Origin of the sequence: Streptomyces sp. NPDC017056 (genome assembly GCF_044332485.1) — a bacterium.
Taxonomy (GTDB): domain Bacteria; phylum Actinomycetota; class Actinomycetes; order Streptomycetales; family Streptomycetaceae; genus Streptomyces.
The window spans coordinates 23,940-47,524 of the sequence record NZ_JBIRPD010000018.1; the positions used below are offsets into that span (position 1 = coordinate 23,940).

At 69.5% G+C, this 23,585-nt stretch carries 16 protein-coding genes and 1 pseudogene; 10 read left to right on the forward strand and 7 right to left on the reverse strand.

Annotated features, from left to right (window positions below):
• Window positions 1-26: 26 nt before the first annotated feature.
• The 8 genes from ACH4OW_RS28930 to ACH4OW_RS28965 all read left to right on the forward strand — a co-directional run bounded on the left by ACH4OW_RS28930 (window position 27) and on the right by ACH4OW_RS28965 (window position 10,953).
• Window positions 27-1,706 carry an ABC-F family ATP-binding cassette domain-containing protein gene (locus ACH4OW_RS28930; RefSeq protein WP_398030658.1) on the forward strand — a complete coding sequence of 560 codons (1,680 nt, stop codon included), beginning with the start codon at window positions 27-29 and terminating at the stop codon, window positions 1,704-1,706.
• Window positions 1,707-2,002: 296 nt separating this feature from the next.
• Window positions 2,003-2,623, forward strand: a complete 621-nt coding sequence (locus ACH4OW_RS28935; RefSeq protein ID WP_398030659.1) for a TetR/AcrR family transcriptional regulator — start codon at window positions 2,003-2,005, stop codon at window positions 2,621-2,623.
• Window positions 2,624-2,673: 50 nt separating this feature from the next.
• Window positions 2,674-3,870, forward strand: coding sequence for an MFS transporter (locus tag ACH4OW_RS28940; RefSeq protein ID WP_398030660.1), 1,197 nt, complete (start codon window positions 2,674-2,676; stop codon window positions 3,868-3,870).
• 31 nt (window positions 3,871-3,901) lie between these two features.
• Window positions 3,902-4,801, forward strand: coding sequence for a hypothetical protein (locus ACH4OW_RS28945; protein ID WP_398030661.1), 900 nt, complete (start codon window positions 3,902-3,904; stop codon window positions 4,799-4,801).
• Window positions 4,802-4,983: 182 nt separating this feature from the next.
• Window positions 4,984-6,342 carry a serine hydroxymethyltransferase gene (gene glyA, locus ACH4OW_RS28950; RefSeq protein ID WP_398030662.1) on the forward strand — a complete coding sequence of 453 codons (1,359 nt, stop codon included), beginning with the start codon at window positions 4,984-4,986 and terminating at the stop codon, window positions 6,340-6,342.
• Window positions 6,343-6,591: 249 nt separating this feature from the next.
• Window positions 6,592-8,811 carry an amino acid adenylation domain-containing protein gene (locus ACH4OW_RS28955; RefSeq protein WP_398030663.1) on the forward strand — a complete coding sequence of 740 codons (2,220 nt, stop codon included), beginning with the start codon at window positions 6,592-6,594 and terminating at the stop codon, window positions 8,809-8,811.
• 30 nt (window positions 8,812-8,841) lie between these two features.
• Window positions 8,842-9,975 (forward strand): dTDP-glucose 4,6-dehydratase, encoded by a 1,134-nt coding sequence (locus ACH4OW_RS28960; RefSeq protein ID WP_398030664.1) that lies wholly within the window; start codon window positions 8,842-8,844, stop codon window positions 9,973-9,975.
• A gap of 126 nt (window positions 9,976-10,101) precedes the next feature.
• Entirely contained in the window at window positions 10,102-10,953 is an 852-nt protein-coding gene (locus ACH4OW_RS28965) for an aminotransferase class IV family protein (protein ID WP_398030665.1), read from the forward strand.
• Window positions 10,954-10,959: 6 nt separating this feature from the next.
• Here the strand turns inward: ACH4OW_RS28965 and ACH4OW_RS28970 are convergent.
• Both ACH4OW_RS28970 and ACH4OW_RS28975 read right to left on the reverse strand, forming a co-directional pair.
• Window positions 10,960-11,752 (reverse strand): annotated as a pseudogene (locus ACH4OW_RS28970) (IS5 family transposase).
• A 587-nt stretch (window positions 11,753-12,339) separates the two neighbouring features.
• Window positions 12,340-14,307 carry a hypothetical protein gene (locus ACH4OW_RS28975; protein WP_398030666.1) on the reverse strand — a complete coding sequence of 656 codons (1,968 nt, stop codon included), beginning with the start codon at window positions 14,305-14,307 and terminating at the stop codon, window positions 12,340-12,342.
• Window positions 14,308-14,714: 407 nt separating this feature from the next.
• Between ACH4OW_RS28975 and ACH4OW_RS28980 the strand changes: the two genes are divergently transcribed.
• Window positions 14,715-16,007: a serine hydrolase domain-containing protein gene (locus tag ACH4OW_RS28980; RefSeq protein WP_398030667.1), complete on the forward strand. Its 1,293-nt coding sequence runs from the start codon at window positions 14,715-14,717 to the stop codon at window positions 16,005-16,007.
• A gap of 38 nt (window positions 16,008-16,045) precedes the next feature.
• Here the strand turns inward: ACH4OW_RS28980 and ACH4OW_RS28985 are convergent, their stop codons facing one another.
• The 4 genes from ACH4OW_RS28985 to ACH4OW_RS29000 all read right to left on the reverse strand — a co-directional run bounded on the left by ACH4OW_RS28985 (window position 16,046) and on the right by ACH4OW_RS29000 (window position 21,028).
• Complete coding sequence (locus ACH4OW_RS28985; RefSeq protein ID WP_398030668.1) at window positions 16,046-18,469, reverse strand: hypothetical protein; 2,424 nt, start codon at window positions 18,467-18,469, stop codon at window positions 16,046-16,048.
• Window positions 18,470-18,576: 107 nt separating this feature from the next.
• A complete protein-coding gene (locus ACH4OW_RS28990; protein WP_398030669.1) occupies window positions 18,577-18,915 on the reverse strand; it encodes an STAS domain-containing protein in 339 nt (112 codons plus the stop codon).
• 8 nt (window positions 18,916-18,923) lie between these two features.
• Window positions 18,924-20,225: a PP2C family protein-serine/threonine phosphatase gene (locus ACH4OW_RS28995; protein ID WP_398030670.1), complete on the reverse strand. Its 1,302-nt coding sequence runs from the start codon at window positions 20,223-20,225 to the stop codon at window positions 18,924-18,926.
• Window positions 20,225-21,028, reverse strand: coding sequence for an alpha/beta hydrolase (locus ACH4OW_RS29000; protein ID WP_360133619.1), 804 nt, complete (start codon window positions 21,026-21,028; stop codon window positions 20,225-20,227). Before ACH4OW_RS29000 ends, ACH4OW_RS28995 begins: the two co-directional genes overlap by 1 nt.
• Before the next feature lie 213 nt (window positions 21,029-21,241).
• On the opposite strand from ACH4OW_RS29000, the gene ACH4OW_RS29005 reads away from it, so the two are divergent.
• Window positions 21,242-22,210, forward strand: coding sequence for an SDR family NAD(P)-dependent oxidoreductase (locus tag ACH4OW_RS29005; RefSeq protein WP_398030671.1), 969 nt, complete (start codon window positions 21,242-21,244; stop codon window positions 22,208-22,210).
• On the opposite strand, the gene dctA is transcribed toward ACH4OW_RS29005, so the two are convergent.
• Window positions 22,207-23,580 (reverse strand): C4-dicarboxylate transporter DctA, encoded by a 1,374-nt coding sequence (gene dctA / locus ACH4OW_RS29010; protein ID WP_398030672.1) that lies wholly within the window; start codon window positions 23,578-23,580, stop codon window positions 22,207-22,209. The two genes, ACH4OW_RS29005 and dctA, sit on opposite strands and share 4 nt — an antisense overlap.
• Window positions 23,581-23,585 lie beyond the last annotated feature (5 nt).

Sequence of the window (23,585 nt, forward strand, 5' to 3'; positions counted from 1 at the left end):
ATCACGCCCGTGATAAGATCGCGTCCGTGGGATATATAGACGTCAACTCTGTCTCTTACGGGCTGCCGGACGGCCGGGTGTTGCTGGACGAGATCTCGTTCCGGGTCGGCGAGGGAGCGAAAGCCGCGCTGATCGGCGCCAACGGGTCCGGCAAGACCACGCTGCTGCGGATGATCGCCGGTGACCTGGCTCCTCATGGCGGGGCGGTGAAGCGGAGCGGAAGCCTCGGCGTCATGCGTCAGTTCATCGCCCGCCAAGGTGACCAAGTGCGCGATCTGCTCTTATCGGTGGCGGACCCGCGCATCCGCCGCGCCGCGGCCACCGTGGACAAAGCGGAAGCGGCCATGCAGGCGAGCGGTGACACCGCGGCGCAGATGGCGTACGCGAACGCATTGGCCGAATGGGGTGATGCCGGCGGCTACGACGCCGAGGTGCTGTGGGACGTGTGCACCACGGAGGCCCTCGGCATGTCCTTCGACCAGTGCCAGCGGCGCGCCGTCGACACGCTGTCGGGCGGCGAGCAGAAGCGGCTCGTGCTCGAAGCGCTGTTGCGCGGCCCCGATCAAGTGCTTCTGCTCGACGAGCCGGACAACTTCCTCGACGTTCCCGGCAAGCGATGGCTCGAAAGCCGCCTGATCGAGACTCCGAAGACCGTTCTCTACATCAGTCACGACCGCGAGCTGCTCGCCCGCACGGCGCAGAGCATCGTCACGATCGAGCTCGGCGCGGCGGGAAACACCGCCTGGGTGCACCCCGGCGGTTTCGACACCTACCACCAGGCCCGGGTCGAGCGGTTCGAGCGCTTCGACGAGCTGCGCAACCGCTGGGACGAAGAGCGCGCCAAGCTGAAGGCTCTTGTGCAGATGTACAAGCAGAAGGCTTCCTACAACTCGGACATGGCCTCCCGGTACCGCGCCGCCCAGACCCGGCTCGACCGGTTCGAGAAGACCGGGCCGCCCCCCGCGCAGCCGCGCGAGCAGCATCTGTCGATGCGGCTGCGCGGGGGGCGTACCGGCAAGCGGGCCGTGGTCTGCGAAAGCCTTGAGCTGACCGGCCTGATGAAGCCGTTTGACCTGGAGGTCTGGTTCGAGGACCGGGTCGCCGTGCTCGGCTCCAACGGCTCGGGCAAGTCGCACTTCCTGCGGCTGCTCGCCGCCGGCGGCAGCGCCCCCGAGCCCGAACACGAGCCGGTGGGTGACCTTCCGGTCGAACCGGTGTCGCACGCGGGAGTGGCGCGTCTGGGCGCGAGGGTGCGCCCCGGGTGGTTCGCGCAGGTGCACGGGCGGCCCGACCTCGCCGGCCGCACACTCGTGTCCATCCTGCACCGCGGCGACGAGCGCCGGGAGGGGCTGCCGCGCGAGGAGGCGTCGCGGGTGCTGGCCAGGTACGAGCTGGCGGGTGCGGCGGAGCAGACCTTCGACTCCCTGTCCGGAGGGCAGCAGGCGCGATTCCAGATCCTCCTGCTCGAACTCGGCGGCACCACGCTGCTGTTGCTGGACGAGCCGACGGACAACCTCGACCTCGTCTCCGCCGAGGCGCTGCAGCATGCGCTCCGCGGCTTCGAGGGCACCGTGCTCGCGGTCACCCACGACCGGTGGTTCGCCCGGGACTTCGACCGGTTCCTGGTCTTCGGTTCCGACGGCGCCGTCTATGAGTCGCCCGAGCCGGTGTGGGATGAGAAGCGCGTGGTCCGACGCCGAGGGTGAATCCTCGCGCGGGCGGCGGCCGCCCGCTTTCCTGGTGAGGAAGTGGAGGTGGCGGCCGGTGGCTCCCCTACGGTACGCAGTTGTTCGCCCGGTTGCCGGTCCTCCGACCGTGACCCGACCACTCGGCCGTATGTCGCCCAGCCCGCTCCCGAAGCCTCGACGAACCGCAGGTCAAGGCCGGGAAATGGTCCCGGTTTGGGTCGAACGCAAGGCTTGCCCGCACTTCCTGTCACTCCGCATCGGCGGCCGCGCACCCGCACTCCCCTTTGTTGTCACGCCTGTGATACTATGTGGCAATGCCAGCTCGGATTGACCTCGAACAGCGCCGCAAGGATGTTATCGAGGCGGCTTTTCGCCTCTTGGTCGCCGAAGGCCTCAGTGGCTTGTCGCTGCGGAAGGTCGCCGCCGAATCAGGATTGAACATCGGTTCGGTGCGCCACTACTTCGATGATCACCGCAACCTTCTCGTGGCGGCCGTGACCGAGGTCGGTAATCGCATGGGGAAAAGGCTCACCCGGTATCCGACCGACGCTTTGGTTGGACTCGCGGGCGAACCCGCCGTGGATGCCTTGCAGAATCGGCTGGAGGAGCTGCTGCCGATCGACGAGGAACGCCGCGTCGAATCGATCGTGCTGACAGAATTCATCATCGCCGCCCGGGTGAACGCGATTTTCCGCCCGGTGACCGAGCAGATGGCCGCCGACATGCGCCAGGTCATCACGGATGCCCTGCGCGTTCTCGACATCCACGACCCGGTAGAGGAAGCCGAACGGCTCGTTGCGCTCCTGGGTGGTCTGGTCCTGGATTCGGTGACACCGCATGGATCGCTCGGCGTCGAGCGTCTTCGCGCGACGCTACGGGCGCACCTGCGCTCAGTTCTGGCGGCCGGCGCCGACGCCGCACCGACCGACGACTGACCTGATAGCTGCGCCATCAGGCACGGTCGACATACATAAGGAGATCAGTTGTGCCCGCGTGGCTGTTCGCGCTGCTCGCTGCGGCTTTTGTCCTTTATACCGACGATTATGTCATCGCCGGGGTCCTGCCGGAGATCGCGCGGGATCTGCATGTCAGTGAGGCGTACGCCGGCCAACTGGTGACCATCTTCTCTCTCACCGTTGCCGTGGCCGCACCGATCGCCGGAGTCACGTTGGCGCGGGTGTCCCGCCGATACCTGTTAACCGCCGCGTTCGTGATTTTCATCGCGGCGAACCTGGTGGCGGCCACAACGACCAGCTTCGGGCTGCTGGTCGCCCTGCGGATCGTGGCGGCGCTCGCGGCGGCGGCCTCGACTCCGGCGGTGTTCGCCTTCGCCGCCGAGCGTGCTCCGGAAAGCCATATCGGACGGTACGTCGCGGTGGTGGCCCTCGGTGTCACGGGCTCGATCGCGGCCGGAGTTCCGATCGGTACCTGGATCGGCGGCCACTACGGCTGGCGGACAACCTTCGTCTCCATGGCGGTGGGCGGGGTCGCGGCGCTGGCCTTCCTGCTCGCGACCCTGCCTCGCCAGGGCCACAAGGGCGGCGGCGAAGTGCCGACTGTCCGGGAGCAGTTGCGCGCCCTCACCAGTGCACCGGTATCGCTCGGGCTCCTGGCGAACTGCGTGCTCATGACCGGTTCGATGATGATGCTCACCTACATGGCTCCTTACCTCGCCGCGGTGAGCGAGGACGGCGTGGACCAGCGTGCCATCGCGTTCAGCCTGTCGGGATTCGCCGGCATCATCTGTATCTGGGCAGGCGGGAAAGCCACCGACCGATGGGGGCCGGACCGCGCCCTGGTCATCGGAATCGGCATTTTCACCGGAATCATGGCGGTACTCGGGCTGCTCTGGTTCGTTCGTCCCGTGCCCTTCTCCGTCCTCCTCGTGGTGGGCACGATCTGGGGCGGCATGGCCTTCTGGAATTCACCGGCCATTCAAACACGCCTGTACCTGCTCGCCGGGCCGGTCGCCGCTCAGGCATTGGCACTCAACACGTCGAGCACCTATCTCGGGGTCTCGCTGGGCGGGGCCATCGGCGGCCTGACCTTGGGCAGCCTGGGGGCGGGCCTGCTGCCGGCCGTCGCAGCCGTCCTCGGCCTGAGCGCACTGGCATTGCTGGCACTGGCCATCGCTGCCTCGAAGAAGACACCGAGCGGTGCGGAAGTGGTGGCGGAGTACTGAGTTTCCCGCAAGAGCGAGAGGTGGAATTGCCATGACGAAGTGCATATTGTTCGGACCCGCCGACGCCGCGACAGTCTTTCGCGGATACGAACCGATGCTGCGAAGTTCGGCGGTCGCGCAGTCGATCTATCGTGAGTTCGCCGAAGCGGTCGACATCCCGGTGGACCACCTCATCGACGGCGAGGTGCCACATGTCCATCCGGTGCTTCTGCGCTGGATCCGGCAACTGGCCGCCATGCTCAGCGTGGGACGGATCATCGAGGACGAGCACGGCGCGGCTTCCGTGTACGGCGGTATCTCGTTGGGCGAGCTCGCCGCCCTGCACGCGTCCGGAGCGGCCTCGACCGAACTGGTGGTCAGCTTCCTTGGGGAGAGACATCTGCAAGACACCGACCTGGACGAGGCGATCGGGTTCGCGTTCGTGCCCGCGCCGGTCGACTGGCGCTACTACGAGCAGCCGGAGCGGATGACCATCTCCTGCGACTTCGGTTCCGTCCTCGGCGGTGCCGGCCGCATGATCATGGTGTCCGGCCTGCGTGCGGCACTCGAATCGGCGCGGAGCGAGGGCCCGGCGGATCTGCAGGTCGTGGAACGGTCCGTTGCACATCAGGCGTACCACTCACCGCTCCGGGGGCCCAGTCGCCGGCGCCTTGAATCGCTGTTGAAGGAGAACGCGCTCGACCCCCCGAAAACCCCGGTGGTCACGGCGATTCCAGGCATGTACACCCTCTCCTCCGACGCACAGGCGGCGAAGGCTCTCGTCGCGAGTGAAACCGGGCCCCTCGATGTTCCGGGCCTGGTGGCTGCCCTGCGGCAGTTCGCGCCCGACAAGGTGTATGTGGTCAGCTCCTTCCTGCGCCAATTGGACATCGATTTCCCTGCGGCGACCGAATATGTCGATGATTCCTGGCTGAAGCAGACCTTCGGCTAGCCGCATCCCCGGCATGTACGGCCGCGCCCCGCACCGCGGCGATCCGTGACACATGCCGGTACAGCCCGTAACGGGTTTCGCTCGGAACCGCTGTGCGGCCGAGACGATCCCAGTAATGGATTGCATGCCTCATTCGGCATTCGGCGCGACCTTGCACCGCGATCGCATGTAAGGAACTTTCTGTGCTTGAATCCAGGGAAACAGTGAACCTCACGTCCAGGTCCATCGCCGAGCTGGGCTGGGATGTGCTGACGAGAAACGATCCGGATCTCGGGGCACTTCTCGACGCCGAGGCGAGTTACCAGAGCGCAAGCCTGTCGATGGTCGCTTCGGCCAGTATGGCTCCGCCATCCGTCTTGTGCGCACATGGCACGGTCCTGTCGAATGTCACCGCCGAGGGCTACCCAGGGGCGCGCTACCACCCGGGTGCCGTGCACTTCGACGCGATCGAGACACTTGCCGTCGAACGCGCCAAGAGCCTCTTCGGCGCCAGATACGCGAATGTCCAGCCCCACTCCTGCTCATCAGCCAACCTGGCGGTCCTGGGGGCACTGCTGCCCCGCGGCGGCAGAATTCTCGCGCTGGAGCTCGACTCCGGCGGACATCTGACGCACGGCGCCGGAGCATCGGTCAGCGGCAAGTACTACGACGTGGCCCACTACGGTGTCGCCCTCGACGGATCCCTCGACTACGGCACGATCCTCGACCGCGCGCTCGAACACCGCCCGGACGTCATCATCGCGGGAGCGAGCGCCTACCCCCGGTGGATAGATTTCGTCCGGTTCAGGGCCATCGCGGATCGAGTCAGCGCCTATCTGCTCGCCGACATCTCCCATATCGCCGGACTGGTCGCCGCGGGGCTGCATCCGAGCCCGATCGACTACGCCCACATCACCACGACCAGCACCTACAAACAGCTCGCGGGCCCCAGGGGCGGTCTGATCCTGCTCGGCAAGGACCACCGCCGGACCGCGCCGGACGGACGCACCGAACTGTGGAAGCTGATGCAGCGCGCCGTGTTCCCCGGGTTCCAGGGAACACCGGACCCGTCATCGATCGCAGCCAAGGCGCGCGCCCTGGCCATCGCGTCGAGCGGCGCTTTCCAGGCCACGATGAAACGCGTCGTGGACGGCGCGAAGGCGCTGTCGGATGAACTCTTGACGCTCGGACATGACGTCCTGACCGGCGGCACCGACAACCACATGGTTCTGGTCGACGTCCAGGCCGCCGGGCTCACCGGCATCGTGGCGGAACGGGCGCTCGAAGAAAGCGGAATCCTGGTCAACAGGAACAAAATTCCCGGAGATCCGCTTCCACCTGCGGTGGGCGGCGGTCTGCGCTTTGGTACCAATATCCTCGCGCAGCGTGGAATGGGCCCCTTCGAGGTCCGTGCCTGTGCGGGAATCGTGCATGACGTGCTCTCCGCCATCCGGGTCCGGGATACCACTCACTACGAATTGGACGCGGCACTCCGTGATGCGGCGCGCGACCGCGTACACGCACTCTGTGCGCGTTTCCCGCTTCAGTTCAATGACAAGTAGACGGACCGCTCCGATCGGAAGGAACAAGGCATGACTTTCGCCGATTCCATGACGCAGCCGGCCTCCTACTTCTTTCCGCCGGCGCCAGGTTTCCGTTCGACGCAAAACCGGGGACGCTTGGGCGAGCGGCTGGAACGATCCCTTGAGGTGGTCTTTCCCCCGGACAGCGGGGAGCTTTCTCGCACCTCGGTCCTGACGGTGGCGCTGGCCGCTCTTGTCTATCGGTACACTGCCCTCGAGCGGGTCTCCATGGACGTACTCGACGGCCGGTGCGCTCATTCCGTTGTCCTCACCGATGAGTCGAGCACGATCGATCTCGTCGAAGGGCTGAGCACCGCACCGCGACCGGATCGCGAACCCGGCCCCCTCGCCCTCTCGTTCACCGGCGGCTCCGGCGGTGCGGACAGCTCGGTCGTACCCGACCTGGACGCCTCAGTCGTACGTGAACTGGTCCTTTCCGCGGACCGGGAGGCGTCGAAGGTGACGCTGAGTTTCGATGCCGCCGGATTCGACGACGCCTATGCCGACCGGATCTCCGGTCACTACAAGGTCCTGCTGGACCACATGGTGAGCACCCCGGATGCTCCCGTCGCCCGGCTGAACATCCTGACGGCCCAGGAAACCGACACCATGCTCCGCGCCTGGAACGCCACGGACACGCGTCTCACCGAGGACAGTTGCCTCCATCAGGCGTTCGAGGCCCGGGCCGCGGAGGCTCCCGATGCGGTGGCCGCCGTCTTCGGAACCGAGGCGTGGTCGTTCGACACGGTGAACCGACGGGCCAACGAACTGGCCCACCGCCTGATCGAACTCGGGGTCGGACCCGATGCCAGGGTGGGTATCCACCTCGAAAAGAGCCCTGATCTCCTGGTAGCGATCCTGGGAGTACTGAAGGCCGGCGGGGCGTACGTCCCCCTGGATCCGAAGTATCCGCGGGACCGTCTCGCAAGGATGGTCCTCGGCACCGGCTGTGAGGTGATGATCAGCAGCCGGGCACTCGACCGGACCTTTCTCTCCGAGGTGCGCCACCATCTGTTGGTCGACGACCTGGGGAGCCGGCCGGGCGCGCCCGCCGGCAATCCCGTCACCGGGGTCCGCCCGGACAGCCTCTGCTATGTCATCCACACCTCGGGTTCCACCGGAACGCCCAAGCCGATCGCCTTGTGCCACCGCGGTGTGCTCAACAACCTCGCGGATCTCAACGCGAGATACGGTGTGGGGCCCCGGGACTCGGTTCTCGCGCTGTCCTCGCCGAGTTTCGACATGTCGGTGTACGAGTTCCTCGGCATCACCATCGCCGGCGGCACGGTGGTCATCCCGGACGCGGAGGCCGGGTACCACCCGGCTTCGTGGTGGGAGCTCGTCGACCGGCACCGCGTCACGGTGTGGAACACGGCGCCGCCGCTGATCGAGCTGTTCCTGGACTTCGTCGAGACCGGTGGGGACGCCCGTCCGCTCCCGCTGAAGCTCTGCATGACCGGCGGGGACTGGGTGCCGGCGACGATGCCGGCGCGCTTCCGGAAGGTCGCTCCCCAGCTCCGGTTCGTCGCACTGGGCGGAGCGACGGAAGCCTCCATCCATTCGACCGCTTACGAGTGGGACGCCTCCGAGGAGTGGAGCAGCGGCCACCTGCCTTACGGTCGGCCGCTGGCCAACCAGCGGACGTTCATCCTCGACGAGCGGATGATGCCGGTACCGGTGGGTGTCCCCGGAGAGCTCTACCTCGCCGGGGTCGGCCTGGCCCGTGGGTACCTGAACCGCCCCCAGGAGACGAGCGAGCGGTTCGTGCGATGGTCCTGTGGCGACCACCTGGAGGAACGCCTGTACCGCACGGGTGACATGGCGAGGTTCCGGCCCGACGGACTGATCGAGATCCTCGGGCGGAAGGACTTCCAGGTCAAGATCAACGGGATCAGGGTGGAACTGGGAGAGATCGAATCCACCCTGGCCGCCCACCCCGCGGTCCAGCGTGCGGTGGTCGTCTCCCGGACGGCTCCGGACGGGCATGTGACGCTGGTCGCGTATGTGACCGCCAAGCGCGGCGGAACGCCGGACTACGCGTCGCTGTTCGACGCGCTGCACGCACGGCTTCCCAAGCACATGATCCCCTCGTCGATCGACGTCGTGGAGTCACTGCCCCTGAACAAGAACGGCAAGGTGGACCGGCGCGCGCTGAGTTCACCGGCGTACGGGAGCGCCACCGCCCCGCCCCTGCCGCAGCAGGGCCCGCAGCAGACCGGGAGCTGGTATCGCGTGGTGCTCGATGCGTGGCGGGACGTCCTGGGCGTCGACCACCTGGATGGCCGCGACGACTTCTTCGAGAACGGCGGGGACTCCATGAAGGCGATCAGAAGCATGGTGCGCATCGACCGCCGGCTGGGTGTCTCCGACATCTACGACCATCCGACCGCGTCCGCCCTGGCGGACCACCTGGCCGAACGTTACGGCGAGCAACCAGAAACCCCCTAGTCCCAGAGTTGTCCGACCTCCGGAGTGGCCATGCCCGTCTACCTCGTGACCGGCGCCGCGGGTTTCATCGGCGCGAACTATGTGCAGCACCTGCTGGAGTGGGAGTCTCCAGATGCCGAAGTGATTGCGGTGGACTATCTCGGTTTCGCTGGCAATCAGGCGAACTTGGACCCGGTGTCAGACCGCATCGTGTTCGAAAAGGCCGACATCGCCGACCTCGACTCGATGAAAGAGATCTATCAGCGGTACCGGCCGGATTACGTCGTGAACTTCGCAGCGGAGTCGCACAACGACCGTGCGATCCTGGAACCGAGCGCGTTCATGCGGTCCAACGCGCTCGGGGCACAGGTGATGGCCGAGTGCAGCCGGCTAGTGCCTGTCCGGTCTCATGTCCACGTGTCGACGATCGAGGTGTACGGCGAACTGCCGCCCGGAGGCAAGTGGTTCACCGAAGGGTCTCCTCTGAACGCGAAGACGCCCTACAGCGCGGCCAAAGCCGCCGGGGACCAGATCGTGCGCGCCTACATGCAGACCTATCCCGAACTGAACATTCGGATGACGCACTGTGCCAACAACTACGGCCCGTACCAGTTGCCGGAGAAGCTGATCCCGCTGGCGGTGACGAACCTCCTGCGTGGCCGGAAGGTTCCGGTTTACGGCGACGGGCTGCAGAGCCGCGACTGGCTGCACGTGGCCGATCACTGCGCCGCGGTACACCGGGTGCTGCACGCCGACCTGGGACCGATCCCCCCGCAGGCGGCCACGGCACCGGAACTGCTGCCGGTCTTCGACATATCCGCCCGCTGCGAGGCCACCAACCTGGACATCGCCCACCGGGTCGTCACGGCGCTCGGCCTGGACCCGGCGGAGTGGATAGAGCACATCCCGGACCGGCCCAACCACGACCGCCGCTACCTGATCGGCCCGGGAAAGATTGAGACGCAGCTGAGCTGGCGACCGGTGCACGACTTCGGCGTCGGCATGGCCGAGACGGTCGCCTGGTATGTGGAACATCGCGACTGGTGGGAACGAATTATCGAAGAAAGGGGCGAACTCGGCTTCGACTGGAGCAGAGTCGGGAGCGTCTGCAGGTCGTCGAATTTCTCGCTTGATGGGGGTAATGCCCGCTCTGGAGTGGAACCGGGGTCGACATGTCATCGGTGACCTCCTCTCCACCAGAGCCACGGTTGGACGATCGTCTCAAGCACGTCGGGGTGGTGCCCAGTGCGGACACCACCCGGCGGAGTACTGCCGATATTGCCAGAGAGAAGGCTTAGGAGTGACGCGCAGATGTCGTTGACCCAGAGCAACCATGCTCCGGGCGTTGCCGGAAGCGCCTGCCCGGACACGCTGGGCCGTGAGGTGACACTAGATGGAGAACCGCTGGCCGCTGACGCTTTGATGCCTCTGGCTCTGGCCAATCTAGGGCATTTCACGTCCATGCGGGTCGACGCCGACGGCGGCATCCGCGGCTTGGCGCTGCACATGGAGCGCCTCGCGCGGGACTGCAGAAGCGTTTGGGGCGCCGACCTGAACACTGGCCGTGTACGCACCTACATCCGGCAGGCCTTGGATGGACGAAGAGGCCCGTGCGTGGTCCGTGTCACGGTCTACGATCCGAAGGTGGATATCGGGTGGCCGGCGAAGGTGGGTGAGCCGCGAGTGCTGCTGTCTTTACGTGGCGTCGGCTCGACGACCTCGGCGCCGCTGCGCGTGATGAGCGTTCCGTACGAGCGTGACCTGCCTGAGGTGAAGCACGTCGGACTCTGCGGTGCTTTGCACGCCCGCCGCACGGCCCAGCTCGCCGGGTTCGGCGACGCACTGTTCGTTGGCCGCGATGGGTTCGTGAGTGAAGGCGTTACGTGGAACGTGGGCTTCGTCAACCAGGACGGAACGATAGTGTGGCCGAAGGCCACGGTGCTCCCCGGCGTCACCATGGTGCTGCTGCAGCAGCTCACCGAGCACCAGGTTGCCACCATCACACTGCAACAGGCCAAGGGCATGGCGGCTGCGTTTGCGACGAATGCGAGTATCGGTGTCAGGGCCCTGTCAACCATCGACGAATCTGAACTGCCAACTGATCACGCCGCGTTGGGTGAGCTTCACGAGATGTACTCATCAATTCCCGGCGAAAGAGCATAAGAGCTCCTAACGCGATGTGGGACGCAGGCGTCGCCAGCAGATGAGTGAGCAGGCGAGTTTTAAAGGAACGTTTCGTGGATGCCGTCGCGGGTCTCCCAGCGGATGCGCAGACGGCCGAACCAGTGCAGCAGCGCGATGGTCTGCTCAACGACCCACCGCTTGGTTTTCAGCCCGGAGCCATGGGTGGTGCCCCGGCGGGCGATGATTGGCTTGATGCTCGTGACCCACACCTGGCGGCGGTAGCAGTCGTGGTCGTAGCCAAGGTCGGCATAGACCTCCTTGGGTCGCTGCCGGGGCCGGCCGCGTTTGCCGCGGATGCGCGTGATGGCCGCCAGCAGCGGCATCAGCTGGGTGATGTCGTTGCGGTTGCCGCCGGTCAGCGTCACCGCCAGCGGGATGCCGGTGGCATCGCAGATCACGTGGTGCTTGGAGCCCGGCCGGCCCCGGTCGACCGGGCTCCGCCCGGTTTTGGGCCGCCCTTGAGCGCCCGGACGTGGGAACTGTCGATCACCGCCCGCGACAAGTCCAGGCGGTCGGCGGCCCGCAGCTCGTCCAGCAGCACCTCGTGCAGCCGCTGCCACACCCCGGCCGCGTTCCAGTCCCGCCCGCCAGCAGGTCATCCCGAGCCGATCCCCAGCTCCTGCGGCAGCCATTCCCACTGGATGCCGGTGTAGAGGACGAACAGGATGCCGCACAGCACCTTGCGGTCCTCCAATACCGGCTTGCGGCAGGGCCTGCGACACCCGGCAGGCGGCACCGGCAACAGCGGCTCGACTCTCGACCACAACTCGTCCTCCATCAGCCACGGCCGAGCACTTCGTTTACTCACACCCCAGCAACTGGCACATCCCTCCAGGGGACACGGCTACTCACGTTGCGTTAGGGGCTCTCAGGGCGTGCACGCCGTGCGTGGGCGCCGGCGCAGCATCGACCTGGTCCGCTATCGGTTCTACGGCGAGCGGTTCGCCGGTGCGAAGACGGCGGCGTCCGTCGCTGGTGCCCAGATCCGGGGTGCCAGGCTGGGCAGCTGCTCTCCTTGGTGCGTGGCGGGTCCCCTTTCGTGAGCAGAAGGCCGGGACGCGGCATGTCGGTTCAGGGGTTCAGGTCCGCCTCTGTCGTGGGCGGCCTCGTGGCGGTTCGGCGGGATCGACTGGGAGACGGATGGGAAATCGGTGCGGCGGTTTCCTGCGGGCAACTGCCGCAAGTTGCCGGAAACTGCGGGAAACGGGCATGGGTGTGCGGGGGTGTGGCCAGTGCGGGCTCCTGGCTGTGGTGCACGTATCGGAACCGCCGCACCGCACTCGGGACGCCCCGCTCCGGCCGGAGTGGGGCGCCGTCGGCTCCGGCGCAGTCATTGGCCGTGCCGCACAGCCCGGCGCCCTCCCGTCAGTTCTCCGCCGGGCGCCCGATCTCGGTCACCTTCCCGCCTCCGGCCAGGCGTGCGCTGACCTGGGCCCGCGCGCCCGCAGGTGCCCGTACCGCCAGGGTCCGCCCCTTGGCCGAAGCCTGCGCCGCCCCCGTCACCTCGATGTCCGTGACCGCCGCGCTGCCCGCCGCCAGCAGATACCCGTGCCCGGACTGGGCCCGCCACCGGGTGCTCGCCACCACCTGCCGGCCGTACCGGCTGCATGCTGCGGTGGACCGGGAGCGGGCCACCACCCGCGCCGCCGCCCCGGGTCTCGTGAGCCGTACGCTTACGTCGCCGAGGCCGCGCCATGTGTCGGCTCGTACGCAGGACCACACGGCGTGTCCGCCGTTCTCGGGCAGATGCTGATTGGCGAAGTCCCAGATGTTGACCGTGCGTACGTCGTCGGGCAGTTCCGTAAGGTGGCAGGCCGCGCGTGCCCAGCTCGGCTGTGCCGGTGTGCCGGTGGCCTCGTGCGGTTGCCACGCTGTGGTGTCCTTGCCTGGCGGTGGGGTGTAGGTGAGGTGGGCGGGGACGAGCCCGCCGAGGTCGGTGACGACGAAAGCGTGCTGCTCCGCGATGCGGGGTGAAGTGTGCAGGTGCAATGCAGGCCAGGAGTGGCAAGGGCCCGAGGCCGCGGGGGTGCGCACAGGGTCGGTGACGCCTGTTTTCGACACCTGTAGCGGCTGCGCGGGTGCGCCAGGGCGCAGCAGGTCGCGTGTCTGTGCCCTGGCGATCCAGGGGGCGGTCAAGTAGCGGGACGTGCCGTGCCCGCGGCTGACGACCAGGGCGGCGGCCGTAGTCAGGTCGCTGTTGTCGGTGCGGGCGAAGTCGAGGGCGGAACTGCCGTCGGGGGAGAGGGGCTCGCTGTACCGGACGGCGCGCAGGCCGTCGTGGAACAGTGCCACGGCCTTGCCGTCCACCTCGCCCGCGTACAGCAGCCGGGTGCCGTGCAGGGGCGGGTCCGTGGCGGTGTCGGGCGTACGGGTGACGCGGGCGCCGGCGGGGGGTGCCGCCCAGGTGGCCAGTGCGCGGGCGAGCAGGTCGCGGTCTCCGGTGCGCCCGCCGCGGGGCGGCCAGGCGGTGAAGTCCACCCGCGCGGTGCCGGACCATTCGTTTCGGGGCGTGCGTACCAGGGCATCGGGGGAGGCCGCCTCCGCGCCGGCAGTCGTGGGCGGTGCCTTCGCCCCCGGGGCCGACCCGGTGGCGGTCAGTACCACGGCGCCTACCGCCACCACCGCCGCCACGGCCCAGGCGAGGCGGAACCGGTGCCTGCGCCGCAGCAGGTCCGTGGGACGGATGCGCACCGAGCAGGCGTCGAACTCGGCTGAGCGGAGAAGGGACAGGGGCCTGGCTGCTTCGACGGCGGGGGCGTCCAACTGGCGCGCAAGGCGTACGACCCTGTCCGCGCGGCTCGCGCCTGCCGCGGTGAGCAGTTCCAAGGCGTGCGCCTCGGGCAGTCCGTCCGCGCGGCACAGGACGAAGGCCGCGCGGACGTCGGCGGACACCCCGGACAGCGCCTGCCCCAGCGCGATCTCCTCCCGGTCACCCGCGCGCGGGAAGAGCCGCAGCCCCCACACCACAGGCAGGGTGGGGCGCAGCGCACGAGGTGGCGGAAGGGTTTTGGGCCACCAGCGGGGGCGTCGCTCGTACGCCAGTGCGGCACGTAGTACGCGCTCCCGCACCGCCCACACGGGCCCGTGACGCTCCGGCCCCGGCCGCTGGGCCGGTACCCGGAGGGCGTACTGCCGCAGCCGGAAGCCGGGCAGGGCGCGCTGCACCAGGCCGTGGGACACCAGCACTCTGCGGTGCCTGCCGAGCGAGGGCGGCAGCGTGAGATAGGCGAGCCGGACCAGGCCGGTGTAGTGCTCGACGAGGCCGGCCTCGGCCTCGCCCAGCGCCGTCGTGCGTTCACTGCCCTTCGGGAAGCGGCTCTTGAAGGTGACCATGCGGCGAGGTGCCTCCCAAAGGCTGTCGGTGAGCTGTCGCTTCCCTCCATCAAACGAGTGAACGGTGGTGTGGTCACCGTGATGACGCGACCGGTGATCGCGGTCGGTGCCGCACAGCGAGGCCCCCTTTTCGCCGCTTTGCGCATCGCGCGGGACACGCGCGGAGGCGGCGATTATGCTCGGTCGGCTGGTGCTTGAGGAGCCATGCGCGGCACATGCGGTCGGAGTGTTGACGCTTCCCGTTTCCGCCGGGCGCCGCGCGCAGTTGGGGAGGGAGATCGCGCATGCAGAGCCGTGCCGAACGTGTCCGTACCGACCGTGTTCGTGCCGACCTTGCCCGCATCGATCGGGCTCATGTCCGTCGTGCCCGTATTCGTCGCGGCCGATTCCGTGTGTACGCGGGAACGGTGGCGTCCATCGTCCTCGGCGTAACCGTCCTTACAGGACCGGCGCGGGCCACGGGCGCCGAACACGTCGAACGCGCCGAACAACAGGCGTCCGAGCGCCATGAGTTGACGCAGGAAGCGCTGGACCGGTTGGTGTCCGAGACCTGGATGCCTGGTGTGGCCGCCCAGGCCCGGGACGGTGGTGGTGTGTGGAGCGGTACGGCCGGGGTCGCCGACTTTGAGACCGGACGCGGGCGCAGCGCCGCCGACCACTTCCGGGCCGCCAGCATCACCAAGACGTTCCTCGCCACTCTCGTCCTGCAACTGGAGGCCGAGGGGAAGCTCGCTCTCGACGACAGCGTGGACCGGTGGCTGCCGGGCGTGATCCGCGGCAACGGCAACGACGGCCGCCGGATATCCGTACGCCAACTGCTCCAGCACACCAGTGGACTGTTCAGCTTCAGCGAAGACCCGGAGATGAGGAAGCTCTTCAGCGCAGAGGGGTTCCTCGAGCACCGCTACGACACGTTCGCGCCCGAGGACGTGCTGAGCGCCGCGCTGCGGCACCGGCCGTTGTTCGAACCGGGTAAGGGCTGGGCGTATTCCAACACGAACTATCTCGTCGCCGGGCTGGTCGTCGAAGCGGTGACCGGCCATTCCTACCGCGACGAGATCGAGCGCCGCATCCTGCGCCCGTTGAAGCTGCGCGAGACGTTCTTCCCCGGCACCGACCCCACGCTGCCTGCTCCGCACCCCGTCGCGTACTCCACCTTGTACGTGCCGGGGCCGCACGCCGAGGTCCACGACGCGACGGAGTACAACACCACCATGTGGGCGGGCTCCGCCGATCTGGTGTCCACGGCCGGGGACGTCAACCGCTTCCTGGCCGCACTGCTGGGTGGGAAGCTGCTGCCCGCGGCACAGCTGCGGGCCATGCTCCAGTCGGTACGCGTACCGGAAGGGGCCCTCATCGACCGGTACGGGCTCGGACTCATGGGCCGCGAGCTGTCTTGCGGGAAGACGGTCTGGGGCCACGACGGAAGCCTGCAGGGCTCGCTGTCGCACGCGTCCGGCACCGTGGGCGGTCGGCACGTGCTCACTTTCAACATCAATGGTGACTGGTTGACACAGCAGACGGCGCGGTTCTACCAGGACGTCATCGAGGCGGAGTTCTGCGGCACGAAGCCTGGCAAGCCCGGCGTGAAGGTTGGTACGAAGCCCGGCATGAAGCCCGGCAGCAAGGTTGGTACGAAGCCTGGGAGTAAGGTTGGTACGAAGCCCGATGCGAAGCCTGGTACGCCGCCCCTGGGCTAGCACAGCGAACCGCCCGTCCCCGCCATCGCGCGCCCGTACTAGCCGGGCCCCCGTCCGGCACGGTCCCGGCGTCGCGCCAGGTGGCCGGCGAGTTCCTGGTGGCGGAACTGGTACGTGCGGCCGTGCTGGCGCAGGATTTCGCGGCGGTGGAGGGCGTGCAGGAAGGTGGCGGCGCGCCAGGGGAGACGGCCGTGGAGGGCGAGCCAGGCGTGGGCGAGGGCGGTCGGCAGGGCGGCGGTGTGCAGGGCGGCGAGGACCAGGCCGACGGTCAGGCCGAGGAAGACGCCGTGCCAGGGCTGGAGGCGGAGGGTTCCGGTGCCGATCCGGTGCAGCAGGACCTGCCCGGGTCCGTACCGGAGACCGAGCACGATGAGGGTGGTGAGCAGGGCCGTTCCCAGCACGCAACCGGCGGCGACGAGCCGGTCGTTGCGCCAGGAGCCCTGGGCGGTGGCGCCCTCGCGCAGGGAGCGCGGCTGGTTGGCCCAGTTCAGCAGGCCGGCCACCAGGCCGAGCGGCGGGCCGAAGATCAGGCCGAAGACGACGGTGAGGGCCAGTGCGTGTTCGGGGGACTGGCGCATGAGGGTGAGCCCGGCCAGCCAGCCCATGCCGCAGGCGGGCAGGGTTCCGTGGAGGACGTGGCGCAGCGGCGGTCCCAGTTCGCGCCGGTGCGTGAAGGTGATGTGGGTGGGTTCCCGGGGGCGGCGGACGTCGGCGAGCAGGTGGACGGTGACGGTGGCCAGCCCGATACCGGTGGCCATGGACAGCAGTACGTCGAGCCAGAAGCCGCCGGCGGGCGGCCGGGCGTCGAGCACGGCCCGGGCCGCCGCCATCAGCGCGGCCGGGACGGCGCAGCAGGCCAGGGCCGCCGGTAGGGCGTTGCGCGGGCCTGCGGTCAGGCGGGGGCGCAGGAGCAGCACCAGGAGGAAGGCTGAGCCGAGTTGGAGGCCGTCGACGGCCCCGCCCGCGGGGGCGCACGCCGCGCCGACGGCGGCCACCGCGCCGCCGGCCGCGAGTGCGGCCGTCACTTCGGCCGGTCGGCGCGGCCGGGTGTCCCGCAGCAGGGCGAGGGTGACGGCGGTGGTGATGCCGATGGCCAGGCCACGGGTGAACCCTTTGGGCATGAAGATCGCGGGCCAGTACGTCAGCACCAGCAGCAGCGCGCAGGCACCGACCGGCACGGCGGGTGGCACCAGGGTGGTCAGGCGCCACCAGGCCAGTTCGCCCGGCGATCGCGGCCCGGACCGTGCGCGGGCCCAGTACGCCAGCCGCTCAAGGGCCCGGTCGGCGCCGCCGGGCAGGCGGCGGAGCCGGGCGTCCTGCCCGGCGGGGAACTGCCGCAGCCCTTCTTGGAGGTAGCCGTCCATCAGGGCCTCGCGCGCCGACGGGCCGTCCCGCTCGGCCAGTTCCGCCCACCGGTCGAGCGTGGCCGGTACGTGCGCGGGCGGCGTGGTCGCGCGCGGGCCGTACACCCGCCACACCAGGTCGAGGTGGAAGGGCAGCCGTAACAGGTCGCTGACCGGGCCCTCCGGCGCCCGGCCGAGCCGGCGGAGGACGGGCTGCCAGTCCGCGACGGTCTCCGTCCCGACCGCGCGGCGGTGCAGGCAGGCCCGTACTTCGGACGGTGTGCGAGGAGGCAGCAGCAGTGGCGTGAAGCCGCCCGCCTGGCTGACGGGGTCGGGGCCGGGGCGAGCGAAGACGAGCGCCGGATGCTCAGGGGGGATCTCGGCGTACAGGCGCGTGACGGCCTGATTCCAGCGGTCCTCGTCGATCTCGTCGGCGCCGTCCAGGACGAACACCATCTGCGGATGCCGTACGACCACGTCGTAGAGCGTGTTGCGCGTGGCTGCCAGCGCCTGGGCCAGTGCCGGGTGCTGGCTCGCCACTTCCCGTTCGACCCAGGGCCAGAAATGCTGCTCGTCCCGCCACCGGGCCAGCGGCAGGTACAGCGGGAACCGTCCGGCCAGGAACAGTCCTTGGGTGACCAGGAGGGCGAGCGTGGATTTGCCGGTGCCTCCTTCGCCGAAGACCACGGCCCGGAACAGCGGCCCGCCCCGCTCGGTCAGCCGCGCGTAGTACCGAGCCCACTCGGCCGTCCCCCATCCCGCGTAACTCTCGGGCCGGGCAGGTGCGTTGACCACCGCCGCCCCGCTGCGCAGGCTCTGGAGGGTCAACGGCATCAGGGGTGCGCTGCCCAGCCCCCGGCGGCTCGCCTCGTCCGCCCACTGCCGTTCCAGCGTGGCCCGTTCCCGTACGAGCGCCTCGGCCACGTCCAGCGGTTCGCGCGGCCGCGGCCGCAGGTACTGGAGGAGCGCGACGGCCGCCCCCACGACGGCCGTGATCAGCAGGACCTGCTCCTCGGCCAGCGCGGCGAGTGTTACGGCCGCCACGCAGGACAGCAGCACCGAACGCGTCAGCAGCGCACGGCCGCCGCGCCGCTGGAGGAAATCTCGCACTGTGCCCACGGCCCGCCCCCAGTCACACGCCGTTCAGGCCACACTCCGGGGCCGTGGCGCGCCGTCCCTCACGGTACGAGAACGGCGGCCGCGAGGTTGGTTTTTGGACACAGGTCTCAGGGCGCGGTGGCGCTCTCGCTGTCGGTGTGGCAGGGGAAGACCTGGTCGAGACCGACGTACCGCAGGATCCGCAGGGTGTTGGCCGGTACGGCGGCGAGCGCGATGTCCGCCCGCGCGGCCAGGGCGTGGTTGCGGGCAGCCAGCAGGGCGGTGATGCCGCTGGAGTCGCAGAACTCCATGCCCGCCAGGTCGAGGACCAGGCGCCGGCCCGGTTCCAGGGTGAGGCCGGCGACGAAGGCACGCAGTTCGTCGGCGTGGTCGTAGTCGAGGTCGCCGGAGATCTCCAGTACGGGTCCGGTCGCGGCGTCTCGGGCGGTGATCTTCAGCGGGCTCATCGGCGGGCTCATCGGCGGTGGTTCGTCGCAGGGTCGGCGGTCGGGCGGGCCTCGGCGGGTATGCCGAGGGCCAGCAGGGCGGTGTCGTCGTCCAGGCCGTCGCCGAAGCCGTCCAGCAGCCCGGTCAGCGCCCGGATCACGGCGTGCGGTGGTGCGCCGGCATGGCCGGCGGCGAACTCTTGCAGGGCCTCGTCCCCGTACAGGGCACGGTCGGGGCCGGTGCGGGCCTCGGTGAGGCCGTCGGTGTAGAGCAGCAGGGAGTCGCCCGGGGCGAGGGTGGTCGTGGCGGTGGCGAAGTGCGGGTCGGGCAGGATGCCGACGAGCAGGCCGCCGGGGGTGGGCAGGTAGTCGCAGGCGCCGTCGGCGCGCAGGACCAGGGCCGGCGGGTGCCCGCCGGAGGCGAGCCGCACGGTGACCTGCCCGCTGTCGGCGTCGGGTTCCAGGGTGCCGAAGATGGCGGTGCAGTAGCGCGGGTCGCCGCCGGTGTACCGCTCGTGCAGGACCGTGTTCAGGGTGGCCAGGGTGGTCACCGGGTCGGCGTCGTGCAGCGCGGCGGCGCGCAGGGTGTAACGGGTCAGCGACGTCAGGGCGGCGGCGCGGGGGCCCTTGCCGCTCACGTCCCCGAGGAAGAAGGCCCAGCGTTTGCCGTCCAAGGCGAACAGGTCGTAGAAGTCGCCGCCGAGCCGGTCGGGGGAGGCGGTGTGGTAGTACGAAGCCACCTCCAGGCCGGGGATGTCGGGCAGCACGCTGGGCAGCAGGCTCTGCTGGAGGACGGCGAGCGCTTCCTGGAGCCGGGCGCGGTCGTCCTCCGCCTGCTTGCGGGCCGCTTCCGCCTCCTGCCGGCGCCGCAGGAGTTCCTCCTCGTAGGCGCGGCGGTCGCGGGCGTCGAAAAGGGTGGTGCGGACGAGCAGCGGCTCACCCTCGGAACCGCGTTTGACGGTCGAGGAGACCAGCACCGGCATCCGGGTGCCGTCGGAGTGCCTGACCTCCAGCGCGATCCCGCTGATCTCGCCCTGCATGCGCAGCAGCGGCGCGAAGTGGGTCTCGTGGTAGAGCTTGCCGCCCACCGTGAGCAGGTCGGTGAAGCGCATGCGCCCCACCACCGCGTCCCGTTTCAGGCCGAGCCAGCCCAGGAGCGTGGCGTTGATCTTCGCGATGGTGCCGTCCATCAATGTGGACAGGTAGCCGCACGGGGCGGAGTCGTAGAGTTCCTCGGCGCTGTCCTCCAGCAGGGCGGCGAACGCGGCGTTCGCGGCGCCGCTGCCCCCGGTTCCGTAGGGGTCGGGGTCCCCCTGTCCGGTGCGGCGCATCACCGCAGGCCCGCGAGGAAGGCGGTGACGGCCTGGTTGACGGCCTCGGGCGCGGACAGGTGCGGGCAGTGCCCGGTGGCGTCCAGGGTGACCAGCGTCGAGCCGGGGATCCGTGCGTGCACGTAGGCGCCGACCTCCCGCGGGGCGATCACGTCCTGCGCGCTCTCCAGCACCAGCGTCGGCACGGTGACGGTCTTCAGGTCGTCGCGGCAGTCGGACAGGAAGGTGGTACGGGCGAAGACGCGGGCCATGCGGGGGTCGGTGGCGCAGAAGCTGTTGGTCAGCTCCTCGCCCAGTGCGGGCCGCTCCGGGGTGCCCATGATCGTCGGCGCCATGGCGGCCGACCAGCCCAGGTAGTTCGACTCCAGCGAGTCCAGCAGCTCGTCGATGTCCGCCGCGCTGAAACCGCCGCGGTAGCCGTCGTCGTCGATGTAGCAGGGCGAAGGGGCGACCATCACCAGGGAGCCGATCCGCTCCGGGGCCTGCCGGGCGGCGAGCACACCGGCCATGGCGCTCACCGAGTGCCCGACGAACGCCGCGTCGCGCAGGTCGAGGGCCTCGGCCACCTCCACCACGTCCTGGGCGTAGCCGCTCATGGAGGCGTACCGGTCCTCCTGGAAGGCCGAGAGGTCGGAGCGGCCGCAGCCGACGTAGTCGAACAGCACCACCCGGTAGACATCGGTCAGGGCAGGCACGGTCAGACGCCACATGTTCTGGTCGCAGCCGAACCCGTGGGCCAGCACCACCGCGGGCCCCTCCGGGTTGCCGGTGACCGTGACGTTGTTCCTGCGAAGGATGTCCATACCAACCATCCTCGCATCTACCCCGACCCTTCTGGCATGCCCCTGGCGACCGGGCGCCGGTGCTGGCGGGAACCGGCCGCCGCAGCGCGTCGGCGCCGTGTCGGTGGCGTGTCGGCGGGCGCTGCGACCTTGGCACATGGGACGGCACCGGGGCGACCGGCGGGGCCGCCCCGGCACCGCCCGCCGTCCGGTCCCCAAGATCAAGGAGTCGTCATGTCCACGGAAGCACGGCCGCAGGCCCACCCCAGGACCCGGCCCTGGGACGTCCACCGGCTGCCGCGCGCCGACGGCAGAACGTTCCTGGTCACCGGCGGCAACGCGGGCATCGGCTACTTCGTCGCGGAACAGCTCGCCGGAACCGGGGCCCACGTCGTGCTGGGCAGCCGCGACCGTACGAAGGCCGGGACAGCAGCGGACGCCATCCGCTCCCGCGTCCCCGGCGCCCGCGTACGCCACGTCCCGCTGGACCTGGCCGACCTGGCGTCCCTGGAAGACACGGTGGACGCGCTGGGGCAGGACCCGCTCGACGCGGTGGTCAACAACGCCGGTGTGGCGCTCGACGACCCGCCGCGCCGCGAGACCAAGGACGGCAACGAGCTGATGTTCGGCACCAACCACCTCGGGCACTTCGCGCTCACCGGGTGGCTCGCGCCCCTGCTGGCCGCCGCGCCGGCCGGCCGCGTCGTGACCGTCGGCAGCTTCGCGGCGAAGTCCGAGCGGCTGGACCTGGACGACCTCCAATCCACCGGGGACTACCGGCCGAAACGCACCTACGGACGGTCGAAGCTGGCGCAGACGCTCTTCGGATTCGAACTCGACCGCCGCCTGCGCGCCGCCGGCAGCCCCGTACGCAGCGTCGTGGCCCACCCCGGCGGCGCGCTGGACTCCCTCACCCCCGCACGGCCGCCGGTGCACGTGCGCACCACCGGCGAACGGTTGCGCGGCCTGCCGGCCGGCCTCCTGGTCCAGGGCAAGGACGCGGGCGCGTGGCCCATCGTGCGGGCCGTCCTCGATCCGGAGGTGGCTGGGGGCCAGCTGTGGGGTCCGTGGGTCTTCGGCCTGCGTGGCATGCCACGGGCCGAGCCGGTCAAGGGCCGCTTCGCCGACACCGGAACCGCGGCGCGTCTGTGGGACGCCAGCCGCGACCTGACCGGCAGCGATCCGCTCCTCGGCTTCGCCTAACGGACCAGCCTGCCGGGCCTGTCCGAGGGGGCGTCCTTCCGCGTGACCTCGGGTACTTCCGGTACGTCCGGCTCCGGGCGCCCCGTGCGCAGGACGCGGTTGACGCGAGCCCTGTCCAGGACGCCTTCCCAGCGGGCGACGACGAGGGTGGCGACGGTGTTGCCGGCGAGGTTGGTCAGCGCACGGCACTCGGACATGAACTTGTCGATACCGAAGACGAGCATGATCCCGGCGGCGGGGACGGTGCCGACCGTGGACAGGGTGGCGGCCAGGGCGATGAAGCCCGCGCCGGTGATGCCTCCGGAACCCTTCGAGGTGAGGAGCATGACGGCGAGCAGCCCGAGTTGCCCGCCGATACCGAGGGGCGTGTCGGTGGCCTGCGCGATGTAGACGGCGGCCAGGGAGAGGTAGATCGAGCTGCCGTCGAGGTTGAAGGAGTAGCCGGTCGGTACGGTCAGGCCGACGATGTCGCGGCGGACGCCGAGCCCTTCGAGCTTGCCCATGAGCCGGGGCAGGGCGCTCTCGGAGGACGATGTGCCCAGGACGAGCAGGAACTCCTCGCGCAGATGGCGCAGCAACCGGAGGATGTTGACGCCGAGGAGTGCGGTGACGCCGCCGAGGATCACGACGACGAAGAACAGGGACGTACCGTAAAAAAGGCCGACGAGCCGGCCGAGGCTGGTGAGCATGGAGACGCCGTACTTGCCGATGGTGTACGCCATCGCGCCGAACGCGCCGACGGGCGCGGCCAGCATGACGTAGTGCAGGATCTTGAAGACCACGGCGCTCAGCCGGGCCACGCCGTCGGCGATCGGCTCGCCGACGGGCCCCACGGTCTTGAGGGCGACGCCGAACAGCACCGAGAAGAAGATGACCTGGAGGATGTTGCCCTCGGCGAAGGCGCCGACGCTGCTGGTCGGCACGAGGTCGGTGAGGAAGTGCCACCAGCTCTGACCCGCCCCCTCCTTGGCGTACTGGGCGGCGTCCCCCTCCAGCCGCAGATCGCCGGGGTGGGCGTGCACCCCGGCGCCGGGCCGGAAGACGTTGACGGCGAGCAAACCCAGGAGCAGGGCGACCAGGGTGCCCGCCTGGAAGTAGGCGAGCGCCTTGAGACCGACGCGGCCGACCCGGCCGAGACTGTCGACGCTGCCGATGCCGGCCACGACGGTCAGGAAGACGATCGGCGTGATGAGCATCTTGACGGCGGCCACGAACGTGGTGCCCACCGGGCCCAGCGCGACGCCCGCTGCCGGCCACAGCCAGCCGGTCAGGATGCCGGAGACGATCGCGGTCAGCACCCAGAAATAGAGCTGCCGGTACCAGGGCCTGGTGCGGGGCGGGGCCGGGGCGGCGGGCGCGGGTGGTGCCATGGCGG

Excerpts from the sequence above, each read along its gene's own strand:
- ACH4OW_RS28995 (WP_398030670.1), bottom strand. The coding sequence starts at position 20,225 with ATGCGCCGCACCGGACAGGGGGACCCCGACCCCTACGGAACCGGGGGC.
- ACH4OW_RS28960 (WP_398030664.1), top strand. The coding sequence starts at position 8,842 with ATGCCCGTCTACCTCGTGACCGGCGCCGCGGGTTTCATCGGCGCGAAC.
- dctA (WP_398030672.1), bottom strand. The coding sequence starts at position 23,580 with ATGGCACCACCCGCGCCCGCCGCCCCGGCCCCGCCCCGCACCAGGCCC.
- ACH4OW_RS28965 (WP_398030665.1), top strand. The coding sequence starts at position 10,102 with ATGTCGTTGACCCAGAGCAACCATGCTCCGGGCGTTGCCGGAAGCGCC.
- ACH4OW_RS28975 (WP_398030666.1), bottom strand. The coding sequence starts at position 14,307 with ATGGTCACCTTCAAGAGCCGCTTCCCGAAGGGCAGTGAACGCACGACG.
- ACH4OW_RS28990 (WP_398030669.1), bottom strand. The coding sequence starts at position 18,915 with ATGAGCCCGCTGAAGATCACCGCCCGAGACGCCGCGACCGGACCCGTA.
- ACH4OW_RS28955 (WP_398030663.1), top strand. The coding sequence starts at position 6,592 with ATGGACGTACTCGACGGCCGGTGCGCTCATTCCGTTGTCCTCACCGAT.
- ACH4OW_RS28935 (WP_398030659.1), top strand. The coding sequence starts at position 2,003 with ATGCCAGCTCGGATTGACCTCGAACAGCGCCGCAAGGATGTTATCGAG.
- ACH4OW_RS29000 (WP_360133619.1), bottom strand. The coding sequence starts at position 21,028 with ATGGACATCCTTCGCAGGAACAACGTCACGGTCACCGGCAACCCGGAG.
- ACH4OW_RS28945 (WP_398030661.1), top strand. The coding sequence starts at position 3,902 with ATGACGAAGTGCATATTGTTCGGACCCGCCGACGCCGCGACAGTCTTT.
- ACH4OW_RS29005 (WP_398030671.1), top strand. The coding sequence starts at position 21,242 with ATGTCCACGGAAGCACGGCCGCAGGCCCACCCCAGGACCCGGCCCTGG.